Annotated in this window: 13 protein-coding genes and 1 tRNA gene; all 14 read right to left on the bottom strand. The window is 41.5% G+C overall.

Going from position 1 to position 13,469, the window contains the following annotated elements; translation table 11 throughout:
- The coding region (locus HGJ91_RS03960) for a GTP-binding protein (protein ID WP_291346412.1) at positions 1 to 118 on the bottom strand (118 nt) is incomplete at its 3' end.
- A 63-nt stretch (positions 119 to 181) separates the two neighbouring features.
- On the bottom strand, positions 182 to 649 hold the full coding sequence (gene rpsG, locus HGJ91_RS03965; RefSeq protein WP_291346402.1) for a 30S ribosomal protein S7: 468 nt from the start codon (positions 647 to 649) through the stop codon (positions 182 to 184).
- Between the two features lie 41 nt (positions 650 to 690).
- Positions 691 to 1,062 (bottom strand): 30S ribosomal protein S12, encoded by a 372-nt coding sequence (gene rpsL / locus HGJ91_RS03970; RefSeq protein WP_291346403.1) that lies wholly within the window; start codon positions 1,060 to 1,062, stop codon positions 691 to 693.
- A gap of 105 nt (positions 1,063 to 1,167) precedes the next feature.
- Complete coding sequence (rpoC, locus tag HGJ91_RS03975) at positions 1,168 to 5,547, bottom strand: DNA-directed RNA polymerase subunit beta' (protein ID WP_291346404.1); 4,380 nt, start codon at positions 5,545 to 5,547, stop codon at positions 1,168 to 1,170.
- Between the two features lie 10 nt (positions 5,548 to 5,557).
- Positions 5,558 to 9,685: a DNA-directed RNA polymerase subunit beta gene (gene rpoB, locus HGJ91_RS03980; protein WP_291346413.1), complete on the bottom strand. Its 4,128-nt coding sequence runs from the start codon at positions 9,683 to 9,685 to the stop codon at positions 5,558 to 5,560.
- 103 nt (positions 9,686 to 9,788) lie between these two features.
- Positions 9,789 to 10,175 carry a 50S ribosomal protein L7/L12 gene (gene rplL / locus HGJ91_RS03985; protein ID WP_291346405.1) on the bottom strand — a complete coding sequence of 129 codons (387 nt, stop codon included), beginning with the start codon at positions 10,173 to 10,175 and terminating at the stop codon, positions 9,789 to 9,791.
- Between the two features lie 58 nt (positions 10,176 to 10,233).
- Entirely contained in the window at positions 10,234 to 10,758 is a 525-nt protein-coding gene (gene rplJ / locus HGJ91_RS03990; protein ID WP_291346406.1) for a 50S ribosomal protein L10, read from the bottom strand.
- A 165-nt stretch (positions 10,759 to 10,923) separates the two neighbouring features.
- Entirely contained in the window at positions 10,924 to 11,616 is a 693-nt protein-coding gene (rplA, locus tag HGJ91_RS03995) for a 50S ribosomal protein L1 (RefSeq protein WP_291346407.1), read from the bottom strand.
- 25 nt (positions 11,617 to 11,641) lie between these two features.
- On the bottom strand, positions 11,642 to 12,064 hold the full coding sequence (gene rplK, locus HGJ91_RS04000) for a 50S ribosomal protein L11 (protein WP_291346408.1): 423 nt from the start codon (positions 12,062 to 12,064) through the stop codon (positions 11,642 to 11,644).
- 36 nt (positions 12,065 to 12,100) lie between these two features.
- Complete coding sequence (nusG, locus tag HGJ91_RS04005; protein WP_291346409.1) at positions 12,101 to 12,631, bottom strand: transcription termination/antitermination protein NusG; 531 nt, start codon at positions 12,629 to 12,631, stop codon at positions 12,101 to 12,103.
- A 15-nt stretch (positions 12,632 to 12,646) separates the two neighbouring features.
- Positions 12,647 to 13,018 carry a preprotein translocase subunit SecE gene (secE, locus tag HGJ91_RS04010; RefSeq protein WP_291346410.1) on the bottom strand — a complete coding sequence of 124 codons (372 nt, stop codon included), beginning with the start codon at positions 13,016 to 13,018 and terminating at the stop codon, positions 12,647 to 12,649.
- 67 nt (positions 13,019 to 13,085) lie between these two features.
- Positions 13,086 to 13,162, bottom strand: a tRNA-Trp gene (locus HGJ91_RS04015).
- Positions 13,163 to 13,175: 13 nt separating this feature from the next.
- Positions 13,176 to 13,334 carry a 50S ribosomal protein L33 gene (rpmG, locus tag HGJ91_RS04020; protein ID WP_291346411.1) on the bottom strand — a complete coding sequence of 53 codons (159 nt, stop codon included), beginning with the start codon at positions 13,332 to 13,334 and terminating at the stop codon, positions 13,176 to 13,178.
- Between the two features lie 18 nt (positions 13,335 to 13,352).
- Positions 13,353 to 13,469 (bottom strand): hypothetical protein (locus HGJ91_RS04025; RefSeq protein ID WP_291346414.1); only part of this gene is annotated, 117 nt, incomplete at its 5' end.

Raw genomic sequence — 13,469 nt, forward strand, 5'->3', positions numbered from 1 at the left:
CCTTCATCCCGGCATGCTTGGTGATTGCTGCTGTAAGCGTAGTCTTACCATGGTCAATATGACCGATTGTTCCTATGTTCACATGCGGCTTTGTCCGCTCAAATTTCTCCTTGGCCATCCTCTTTACTCCTCTTGGTTTATTCCTTCCTGTGGAAGGTTATCAGGATATTCAAAATATTAATTACCACCTGAAATGTGCAAATGCCTTGTTAGCCTCTGCCATTTTGTGTGTATCTTCCTTTTTCTTCATTGCTCCGCCACGTCCGTTGCAAGCATCAAGCAGTTCTGCAGCAAGTTTATTTGCAAATCCCTTTTCAGAACGATTACGACTGAAGTTAATCAACCAGCGAAAAGCCAGAGCTGTCTGTCTGCTGGGTTTGATATCAGTCGGCACCTGATATGTCGAGCCACCGATTCTTCTGGATTTAACCTCAACCGCGGGCCTGATATTATCAATTGCTTTTTTAAGTACATCCAGGCCGGGCTCATTAATTTTTTCTTGTGCAATCAACAAAGCACTTGTCACCGCTTTGCGAGCTGCGTTCTTTTTCCCTTGTTTCATGACGCAGTTAACAAATTTTGCGGCAATCTTTTCTTCCGGCGTGGCATCTTTTGTTCCATTATCAAGATTAAACTCTTTTACTGCCATTATTCATATCCACCATAACTTAAATTAAAATCTGTTAACATTTATTTAGGCCTTTTTGCCCCATATTTTGATCGACCCTGTCTTCTGTCATCAACACCTAAGGTATCAAGAGCGCCCCTGATGATATGATAACGAACGCCCGGAAGGTCTTTTACTCTACCGCCCCTAACCAGAACAACAGAGTGCTCCTGAAGGTTATGGCCCATACCGGGTATATATGCAGCAATTTCCATTCCGGTAGTCAAACGAACCCTGGCCACTTTTCTTAAAGCAGAGTTAGGTTTCTTTGGGGTTGACGTGTACACTCTGGTGCAAACACCACGTTTCTGAGGTCCGCCTTTCAAAGCAGGTGTGCTCACCTTTTTTTCTGCTTTTTTTCTACCTTTTCTAACCAACTGATTAATGGTCGGCATAACTTTCCTTTACGCTCCTTATCAAATTTAAACCATTGTCATACACGACAAAATATTTAATTCTACTTTCGCTTACTAAAAATGTCAAGTTTTTTTATTTTTAAATTAAACTTGTGCAACCTCTCCAAACCCGACTTCAACATCACTATATCCAGGGAAACCCGTTCCAGCAGGGATAACACGGCCCATTACAACATTCTCTTTCAATCCTCTAAGACTGTCGTACTTACCTTCAATGGCAGCAAGCGTCAGCACTTTTGTTGTTTCCTGGAATGATGCAGCAGAAAGGAAACTATCCGTAGACAATGATGCTTTTGTAATACCAAGAATTAAGGGCTCTCCTTTTGCAGGCTCTCCACCCGCCACGGCCACTTCCCGGTTTATCTCTTCAAAACGGACTCTATCGACCTGTTCATCGGGAATGAAGTTGGTATCACCCGTACTAATGACTTTTACCCGTCTCATCATTTGACGGATAACCACTTCAATGTGCTTATCATTAATTCTTACACCCTGAAGCCTGTAAACTTCCTGTACTTCATCTACCAGGTATTTGGCCAATGCCACTTCCCCTTTGATGTTCATGATATCCTGAGGATTGGCACTCCCTGCAACCAGAGGATCACCCGCTTTAACATAATCACCGTCATAGACTGTGACATGGAGTCCCTTGGGAATGGAATATTCTTTCTTTTCACCAACATCTGAGGGCATAACGGTGACTTTTTGCCTTCCTTTGGTCCCTTTTAAAACTGTAATATACCCATCAATTGCGGTCAGCACACCGGGATCTTTGGGCTTTCTAACTTCAAAAAGCTCTGCAACCCTTGGGAGACCACCTGTAATATCCTTTGTTTTAGTGGTTGCCCTTGGCAGCTTGGCAATAACATCACCCGCCATGACCTGATCGTCTTCTTCAACAGTCATGATTGCATTCACAGGCAGATAGTATCTCGCAGCCATTTTTGAATTGGGGAGTTTAATCCCTTTGCCGTCTTTATCTTTTATCGTAATTCTCGGCCTGATCTCAGCCTCTTTTCCCTCAATTATGGTACGGGAAACTTTTCCAGTTACAGGGTCAATCTGTTCCTGAACAGTGGATCCCACTTCTATGTCAGCAAAACGTGCCCTACCGGAAACTTCTGTGATAATCGGTGTTGTAAACGGATCCCAGGTGGCAATCACATCACCCGGTTCTATTTTCCGCCCATCCTTAATATGGAGAGTAGCGCCATAAATCACCGTCTCCTTTGCTCTCTCACGTCCTTCTTCTCCTACAATAGTAATCCCACCGCCCTTTCGATTCATTAAAATGACCTCATTTTCGGCAGAAATTACGGTCTGAATATCTTCATTGTACTTTAATACGCCACCGACCCTTGCCTTGATTTCTGCGGCTTCAACCTTTCTTGAAGCAGTACCACCAATATGAAAAGTTCTCATAGTCAACTGAGTTCCGGGTTCACCAATGGACTGCGCTGCAACAATACCAATGGCCTGGCCGATTTCAACGGTTACACCATGAGCAAGATCCCGCCCGTAACATCTGGAACAAACCCCATGTTTTGTGTTACAAGTAAGAACAGAACGGATTTTAATCTTTTGAACACCGGCTTGTTCTATTTTTTCAACATGATGTTCGGAAAGTTCGGTATCCATCCCGACAATAAAATCATCTGAGTAGGGATCACATATGTCCTCCTGGGTAACCCTTCCAAGGATTCTTTCCCCAAGGGTCTGAATAACTTCACCCCCCTCGTATAGTGCTTCCACCTCAATACCGTTAATGGTACCACAATCGATTTCATTAATAGTACAATCCTGGCCGACATCGGCCAGACGTCTTGTGAGATATCCAGAGTTAGCCGTTTTCAAAGCCGTATCAGCCAAACCTTTACGCGCACCATGAGTTGAGATAAAATACTGAAGGACTGACAGGCCTTCACGGAAGTTGGCTGTAATCGGATTTTCAATGATCTCGCCGGAAGGTTTAGCCATCAACCCACGCATTCCAGCCAGCTGACGCATCTGATCTTTACTTCCACGAGCTCCCGAGTCTGCCATGACATAAACAGCATTCAATTCTTCCGAACTATCATCATCCTTGGCGCCTGTTGGATTTTTCATGACTTCCATCATGGCATTAGCAATATCATCCGTGCTTTGTGCCCAGATATCAACCACCTTGTTATATTTTTCCCCTTGTGTAATCAGACCTTCTGAGTACTGATCTTTAATATCTTCTATCTGTTTTTCAGCCTTGCCAATCATCTCCCATTTTTCTTCTGGGATAATCATATCATCCACGCAAATGGAAAGACCGCCTAAAGTAGAATATTTATACCCGATATCTTTAAGCCTGTCAGAAAGAATAACGGTCTCCTTTAAACCAATGTTACGGTATGCATAATCAATGAGTTTTGCAATGGATGACTTATTCATGAGCTTGTTCACAAGTTTGAACGGCAACGTGGTTCTGCGTTCATCCACTTTGAATATGGTATAATAGTCGCCCACTTTTCTGATGCCTGTAAACTGATCCTGTTTCAACCCATATAGCTGTTCAACAACAATCTCAGACACCTGGAATGTGTTTTTAAATTCCTTTCTGGTTAGAATACCGGTTTTCCCTTTGGTCTTTTTAACTTCATCATCAGAATATTTTTTTAAAACCCTATTAAATACCTTTCCGGCTTTTAACTCTTCCATTGCGGCTTCGCAATCTTCCAGGGTTTCGGTCCTGATTCTGCTTAATGCCAGGAGTGTATCACCGGGAATCGTTTCCCAGAGAAGAATCCTTCCTGTGGTGGTATCGTACATTTCACCATCAATTCTGACTTTGATCTTGGCATGAAGTTCCAACGCACCGGCATCAAATGCATATCTGGCCTCTTCAATACTTGAAAATCTGATCCCCTCACCCTTTTGATTACGCACTGCCCGGGTCATGTAATAAATACCCAGAACAATATCCTGGGTCGGTACAATAATCGGCTGACCATTTGCCGGAGACAGGATGTTATTGGTAGACAGCATCATTATCCTTGCCTCAAGCTGGGACTCAAGTGACAGCGGGACGTGAACCGCCATCTGGTCACCATCAAAATCAGCATTAAATGCCGGACAAACCAACGGATGAAGCTGGATTGCTTTGCCTTCAATCAAAACTGGTTCAAATGCCTGAAACCCAAGACGATGAAGGGTTGGTGCCCTGTTGAGCATCACCGGATACTCTTTTACTACCGATTCAAGTGCGTCCCAGACCTCGGTTTCCTCACGCTCAACCATTTTCTTGGCACTCTTAACCGTTGAAACAAGGCCTTTTTGTTCAAGATAACTATAAATAAAGGGTTTAAACAGCTCCAAGGCCATCTTTTTGGGAATACCACATTGATGGAGCCGCAGCCCAGAGCCAACGGTAATAACCGTACGACCGGAGTAATCCACACGTTTACCTAAAAGGTTCTGTCTGAAACGCCCCTGTTTTCCTTTTAGGGTATCACTCAATGACTTCAATGGTCTTTTATTGGTACCTGTAACCACCCTGCCGTGACGGCCGTTATCAAACAGAACATCAACCGCTTCCTGAAGCATTCTTTTCTCATTTCTGACAATAATATCAGGTGCATTCAGATCAACCAGCCTTTTCAAACGGTTGTTTCTGTTTATTACCCTTCGATACAAATCATTCAAATCAGATGTGGCAAACCGCCCACCTTCAAGAGGCACAAGCGGTCTTAAATCAGGAGGAAGAATCGGGCACGCTGTCAAGATCATTCGTGTGGGCTCAATACCTGAATTTAAAAATGCATCAATTACTTTAAGCCGTTTGGACATCTTCTGTTTCTTGGCTACGGATTTGGTCAGACGAATCTCTTCTCTTAACTCATCATGGACCTGTTGAAGATCAATCTCTTCCAACAGCTTCAAAACAGCTTCAGCACCGATACCTGCTTCAAACTCATCACCAAAAACTTCAAGTGCTTCATAATACTGGTCATCAGACAAAAGCTGAAGCTTTTTAAGACCGGTCTCTTTTGGATCAATGACAAGATAAGAATCAAAATAGAGAACTTTTTCAAGATTCTTTAGTGTCAAATCAAGAACATTGCCGATCTTACTGGGAAGACTTTTCAAAAACCAGATGTGAGACACCGGAGAAGCCAATTCAATATGAGCCATTCTCTCCCGTCGCACTTTTGATTGAATCACTTCAACACCGCATTTTTCACAGACAACCCCGCGATGTTTCATGCGTTTGTATTTGCCGCAATTACATTCATAATCCTTAGTAGGACCAAATACTTTTGCACAGAAAAGTCCGTCTCTTTCAGGCTTGAATGTCCTGTAATTTATTGTTTCCGGTTTCTTGATTTCACCATGAGACCACTCTCTAATCTGGTCTGAAGATGCAAGGCTTATCTGAACACCTTGATAAATTTTAGGATCTTTTGGTTTCGCGAAGAAATCATATATATTGTCCAATGTCTTCTCCTTATTTGCTGCCTTCTATAAGATTCATATCCAACCCCAGGCTATTCAGTTCTTTGGTAAGGACCCTGAAAGATTCAGGCATTCCAGGTTCAAGAACATTCTGGCCTTTTACTATTTTTTCATACATCCGAGTTCTTCCTGTCATATCATCGGATTTGACAGTCAAAAATTCCTGCAAGGCATGGGCGGCACCATATGCTTCCATTGCCCAGACCTCCATCTCTCCCAGTCTCTGGCCGCCAAACTGGGCTTTACCGCCCAATGGCTGCTGCGTAACCAGGGAATATGGACCAATGGAACGCGCATGAAGTTTATCATCGACCAGATGGTGAAGTTTGAGCATATACATGGTTCCAACCGTTACCGCCTTATCGAAAGGTTCACCGGTCCTGCCGTCGTAAAGTACGGCTTGACCGGATGGTTCAAATCCAGCCATATTAATCAGCTTTTTGATCTCTTTTTCACTTGCACCATCAAAAACCGGAGTCGCCATATGCACCCCGTTTCTGTAAAATGAAGAAAATTCAATAAGCTCCTTGTCAGACATCTTTTTGATCTCTTTTACGAGAACATTTTTTCTCTTGTTCGCCTTCTGGACTTCAGTTATGGAAAAAATCTCCATTACCTTTTCCCTTAATTTGTCCAATTTCATCTGGTTAAGCAGTTCATCAATCCGCTGCCCCAGACCATAGGCGGCATGTCCCAGATGTATCTCCAATATCTGGCCGACATTCATACGGGAGGGAACACCCAAGGGGTTGAGTACCATATCCACGGATCTGCCATCTTCAAAGTATGGCAAATCTTCCACCCTTAAAATTCTTGAGACAACACCTTTGTTCCCATGGCGACCTGCCATCTTATCACCGACGGAAAGAACTCTTTCCATGGCAACGCTGATTTTGATCATTTTCAAAACACCCGGTGGAAGGTCGTCCCCTTTTTCAAACCGGGATACCTGTCTGTTAAAATGCTCTCTGGCTTTCTTGATTTGATCCTGTGCACTCTCAAGTATGACCTGCGCCTTTTCAGTGATCACAGCATTTTTTATGGCAACATTGACAAGCACTGCAACCGAAATATTTGCAAAAAGGCCGGGCTTTACCTTGGTACCTGATTTGACCAGGACCTTTCCTGTTTTTTCAAGATCTGTGATGATCTTCTTGCCGGTAAGGATGGACTCAACTTTTTCCCGCGCTACAGCAGAGATAATTTTAATTTCATCATCCCTGTCTTTTTCAAGTCTTTCTATCTCATCATCTTCAATAAGCCTGGTGCGATCGTCTTTTGTAAGGCCTCTTCTTGAAAAAACCTTGGCATCAATAACCTTACCTTTTACACCCGGTGGCACGCAAAGAGACGTATCTTTTACGTCTCCTGCTTTTTCACCGAAAATAGCACGAAGTAATTTTTCTTCAGGGGAAAGCTGTGTCTCTCCTTTTGGTGTAATTTTACCCACAAGGATATCCCCGGATATAACTTCGGCACCCAGACGGATAATACCGCTTTCGTCAAGATTCTTTAAGGCCTCTTCTCCAACATTGGGAATATCACGGGTGATTTCCTCTTTTCCCAATTTTGTATCTCGTGCAAGAACTTCATATTCTTCAATATGAACAGACGTATAAACACCATCTTTTACCAGCCGCTCACTCACCAGTATGGAGTCCTCATAATTGTATCCATCCCAGGGCATGAACGCAACCGTCACGTTTTTACCAAGGGCTAACTCGCCCATCTCGGTGGAGGGACCGTCTGCAATAACCTGACCCTTTTTTATCTCTTCCCCTTTTACAACGATGGGACGGTGATTAAAACAGGTGTTCTGATTGGAACGGACAAATTTTGAACAATCATATATGGATACCGCTTTTTCAAAATTGCCTCTTTGGGTATCATTATTCCGGACAACAATCCGTTTGGAATCCACATCAACAATAACACCATCGTAATCGGCTACAATAGTAACACCGGAATCCCGTGCAACGACACTTTCCATCCCGGTACCGACAAGAGGTGCTTCACTCCTGATCAAAGGAACTGCCTGGCGTTGCATGTTGGATCCCATCAACGCCCTGTTGGCATCATCATTTTCAAGGAACGGGATTAAGGATGCGGACACGGATACCAATTGGTTTGGCGAAACATCCATGAATTCTACATCCTGGTTTTCAATCATTTCAAATTCACCACCAACCCGTGAAGAAACCAAAGGATTGATAAAGTTATTATCAACGTCGAGAGGTGCATTTGCCTGGGCAATAGGATGTTCCTGTTCTTCAAAGGCTGTCAAATGCTCAATTTCCTTGGATGCATTTCCTTTGCTGGCAATCCTGTATGGTGTTTCAATGAAACCAAAATCATTCACCCTTGCATAGGTACACAGAGAAACAATCAAACCGATATTTGGACCTTCAGGCGTTTCAATGGGACAAATTCTTCCATAATGAGATGGATGAACGTCTCTGACTTCGAACCCGGCTCTTTCTCTTGTCAAACCACCGGGGCCAAGTGCAGACAATCTTCTTTTATGGGTGGTTTCAGACAACGGATTGGTCTGATCCATGAATTGAGATAACTGGGAGGTACCAAAAAATTCCCTGACCACCGCTGAAACAGGTTTAGGATTAATTAGATCGTGGGGCATCATGGCATCCACTTCCTGCATGCTCATTTTTTCCTTTATAGCCCTCTCCATCCTGACAAGCCCGATTCTATAATGATTCTGAAGCAGCTCGCCTACAGCTCTGACACGACGATTCCCGAGATGGTCAATATCATCGACCTGGCCCTGAGTATCTTTTAATTCAATCAATGTTGCAGCCGTTAACAAAACATCTTCTTTTCGCAAAGTCTTTACATCGAGCTTAGTATTGACACCCAAACGATGGTTCATTTTCAGCCGTCCCACTTTAGATAAATCATAATATGCTTGTCTGAAAAAAAGGTGGTCAACGAAATCCTGGGCAACTTCAATAGTTGCGGGATTTCCAGGTCTAAGCCGCCTGTAAATATCCATTAAGGCTTCTTCTTTATTCAGGGTTTTATCAGAAACCAGTGTTTTCCTCATGGAATCTGAACTTGCCGGATCAACATAAAGAATATCAAAGTCATTGAGATCTTTTTCCTCAATAAGTTCAAAATTCTCTTCAGTGATCAGATCTCCGGGTTTAAACAGAATTTCCCCTGTCTCTTCATCAATAATATCCTGGGCAAAGGCTTTATCAATCAATTCACTATTTAAAATGGGAATATATTCAAGACCGTCTTCTTCTAGCTGCTTTAACGCTCGTTTTGTAAAAATTCTTCCCTTTTTGATGACAATCTCACTGGTTTTAGGAGATTTAATATCAAAACTGGCTCGCTGGCGTTGCAGATTTTCCGGGGAAAACCCTTTAAAAAACGATCCATCTTTTTTAATAATATGTTCTTTATTATAGAAGAAATCCAAAATATCTTCACTGGTATAACCAAAGGACTTAAAAAGGATAGATATAGGAAATTTACGCCGCCTGTCTATTCTTATATAAACAATGTCCTTGATATCAATTTCCATATCAATCCAGGAACCCCTGACAGGAATTATTCTGGCATTGTATATAATTTTGCCTGTAGAATATTTTTTCCCTTTATCATGATCAAAAAATACCCCTGAGGATCTGTGCAACTGGCTTACAACTGCTCTTTCAGTACCATTAATAATAAAGGTACCCTGTGGAGTCATCAATGGTATGGTGCCAAAATAAACTTCTTGTTCCTTAATATCACGAATCGTTGAAAGGTCTGTTTCCTTATCGTGATCGTAAACAACGAGTCGAACTTTGATGTTTACCGGAATGTCATAGGTCATTCCTCTTGAAGTGCATTCTTTCATGGAATGTTTTGATTCACTAAAAGAATACGACACATATTCCAACGATGATGTATCTGTAAAATCCTTAATGGGAAAAACAGATTTAAAAACAGCATGGAGTCCTTTTTCTTCCCTTTCTTCAGGCAAGACGCCTTTTTGAAGGAAACTCTCATAAGAATCTCTTTGCATTCCTATTAAATCAGGAATATCAATGATTTTTCTTCTACTGCCAAACTCTTTTCTAATACGCTTATTTGTCAAAAAACTTCCGGTCATGATATCTCCCAGTGTGAGTTTTTCCAACCGTAAAAGCGGAGACATGGCGCTATTGCCTTGTCCCCGCATAAATTTTATGCACTCTAAAACTTTGTAAACTAAATTATTTTAAAGAAACCTGTGCACCGGCTCCTTCTAATTTTTCTTTAATTTTCTCGGCTTCTTCTTTTGGAATTGCCTCTTTAACCGCCTTTGGTGCTTCTTCAACAAGCGCTTTTGCTTCTTTAAGCCCAAGGCCTGTAATTGCCCTTACTTCTTTGATAACATTGATTTTCTTGTCACCAAATGTTTCAAGGATAACATCAAATTCAGTCTGTTCTTCTTCTTCAACAGCAGCACCGCCAGCAGGCATTGCGCCGGCTGCAAAGGCCATAGGTGCTGCAGCAGTTACACCAAATTTATCTTCAAGTTCTTTCACAAATTCGGAAAGATCAAGAACACTCATGTTTGATATAAAATCAATAACATCATCTTTTGTGATATCAGCCATTATTTTCTCCTAAATAAAACGATAAAATATATATTTTTTAAATTATAAATAAAAATGTTTACGCCGCTTCTTTTTGATCTTTAATTGCATTAAGAACATTAACAAAAGATCGAGGAACGCCAGAAAGAACATTAACCAATGAGGTTGGAACCGCATTAAGTGTGTAAACCAGTTTGCCAAGAAGCTCTTGTTCGGACGGCATTTTTGCCAGTTGTTTTATCTCTTCAGGACTGAGCAGCTTTCCTGAGAAGGCCCCAGCTTTAATTTCGAGTTTCTCGTTGTCTTTAGCAAAACCAACCAAAATTCTTGCCGGAGCGACAGGGTCGTCCTTTGATAAAACAATGGCATTGGGCCCTTTGTAAAAATCTTTCATCAAGGCTGCATCTGTGTCTTCCGATGCTCTTTTCAGCAGTGAGTTTTTAACAACTTCTATCCGAACGCCTTCATTTTTCAGCTGCGAACGAAGATCCGTCATTTTTAATACATCTAGACCTTTATAGTCAATCAGTATTGAGATCTCAGATTCTGAAACTTCTTTGGCGAGCCTTTCAACCAGTTCTTTTTTTTGGGAAATATTCAGCAATTTTCTTACACCTCCTTCCATTCATTATATTTTTTCGAAGGTGCCAACTAAACCAAAATAAAATCATATTATTTTCCATCTCGGCAGGCCGGCAAACCCGATTATGCACTTTTAAAAAAAGTACACCTACTGTCTATGACAGGTTTAAAAATCTATCTTGTCTATCTATTTTATCAACAGAGGATCCAATTTTATACCCGGACCCATTGTTGAAGATACCGTAATTGTTTTTAAGTAAGTTCCTTTACTGGAAGCTGGTTTCAGGGCTACCAATTTATCCAGAAAAGCTTTGACGTTTTCAGTTAATTTTTCAGCGCCAAAAGATATTTTCCCAACAGGCACATGAACAATTCCTGCCTTTTCAACCCGAAAATCAATTTTCCCCGCTTTTACTTCATTGATTGCTTTTTCAAGTTCAAAAGTAACGGTTCCGGTTTTAGCATTTGGCATCAGACCCCGAGGTCCAAGTACTCTGCCCAGCTTTCCAACCGTACCCATCATATCCGGAGTTGCAATGGCTTTATCAAAACCAAACCATCCATCCTGGATTTTTTTAATGGTCTCATCATCGGCAATAAAGTCTGCGCCTGCATCCAGTGCTTCTTTTTCTTTCTCACCTTTTGCAAAAACCAATACCTTTACTTCTTTACCAAGTCCGTTGGGCAAGACAACCGTTCCCCGAACCATTTGATCTGCATGCCGCGGATCAACGTTTAAATTTACGGCAACATCAACAGTTTCATCAAATTTTACATAGCTTGAAGAGACTGTTAGTTCCAAGGCATTCAGTGGCTCGTACTGAACCGTTCTATCGACCTTTTTAAGTGCTTCTGTATGTTTTTTACTCCGCTTTGCCATTTTTCATCACTCTTTTACTTGAAAGTTAAACTACTTCTATCCCCATGCTTCTGGCTGTACCTGCAATAATCTTTACAGCAGCATCAATATCTGAGGCGTTTAAATCTTCTTTTTTGGTTTCGGCAATTGCAACAAGCTGATCCCTGGTAACTTTTCCAACCTTATCCCGATTAGGCTCGCCAGACCCTTTTGCAATCTTTGCTGCAGATAGCAGCAACCTTGATGCCGGTGGCGTTTTTGTAATAAAGCTAAATGATCTATCCTGGTATACGGTTATAACGACTGGAATGATAGACCCTGCGTCATTGGCAGTCTTTGCATTAAAAGCTTTACAAAAATCCATAATGTTAACACCATGCTGACCTAAGGCCGGCCCGATGGGCGGAGATGGATTTGCTTTTCCTGCTTCAACCTGAAGCTTTATTTGTGTCATTACTTTTTTTGCCATTTTTTTTAACTCCTGAAACTTAACTATTTAACCATACTATATTTTAGAAACCTGTATAAAATTCAATTCCACAGGGGTTGGCCGTCCAAAGATACTTACCAGGACCTTAATCTTTTCCTTGTCAGGTGACACATCTTCCACCGTGCCATTAAAACTTGAAAACGGTCCATCAATAACTCTGACTTCATCGCCTATCTCAAAAAAGTATTTTGGTTGAGGCTTATTCTCGCCCTGTTTCATTTTATCAACAATACTCTGAGCCTCTTTGTCACTTATCGGTGCCGGTTTATTTTTCCCACCCAAAAAACCGGTAACCTTTGCAGTGGAATTTACAATATGCCATGTCTCATTATCCAGATGAATTCTAACGAGAATATACCCGGGGTAAAACTTTCTTGAAGATTCCCTTTTCTTTCCATTAACAAGTTCAACAATGTTTTCAGTCGGAATAAGAATCTCACCAAATTTTTCAGGATGCTTGGAAGCTTCTATTTTTTCTTCCAGAGCAACTTTTACTTTTTGCTCATGACCTGAATACACATGTACGACATACCATTTTAGAGACATGTTACTTCCCTTGTTTTATGTCAGGACAACCTGAACAAGCTTTGAAAGACCCAAATCAAATAGCCCTAAAAAAACCGCAACAACAAAAACAAAAATTATCACAACAATGGTTGTCCCTGTGGTCTGTTTACGAGTCGGCCAAGTCACCTTTTTTAACTCCATCTTGACCTCTCTGAAAAAATCCATTGCTTTTTTAAAAAAATTTGGCTCGCCAGCTTTTGTATCAGTCAAACTTTTTTCTGACTTTGCTTTTAAAGAACTTGCTACTATTGCCGATTTTGAACTTGAAAAACCTGAAGAGCCAGCAGACGAATCTGTCTTATCTTCCGCTACAGCCCCTTGCTTTTTCTTTTCACTTACAGGCTTTTTTTTCTGTAATCGTGACATACAACTCCTAGGTTTATCTTAGCAACCCGAATCATTTTTTTATATTTGGGTTGCAAGACTAAAAATGTGGCAGGTCAGGAGGGAGTCGAACCCACAACTGCCGGATTTGGAGTCCGGAGCTCTGCCAATTGGAGCTACTGACCTGCAATAACTTTCACTATTTAATCTTTGTTTCTTTATGCACTACATGCTTATTGCAAAATTTGCAATATTTCTTAAACTCTATTTTATCTGGAGTTTTCCGCTTATTCTTAGTCGTTGTATAATTTCTTCTCTTGCACTCTGTACAGGCAAGAGCAATGTTTACTCTGTCCACTATAAAACTCCTTTGGACTTACTCTACAATTTCACCGATAACACCGGCACCAACAGTACGGCCACCTTCTCTGATGGCAAACCTGAGCTCTTTTTCCATTGCGATGGGGTTAATCAGCTCCACGTTAATGGTCGC

The organism is Desulfobacula sp. (genome assembly GCF_014237455.1).
Taxonomy (GTDB): domain Bacteria; phylum Desulfobacterota; class Desulfobacteria; order Desulfobacterales; family Desulfobacteraceae; genus Desulfobacula.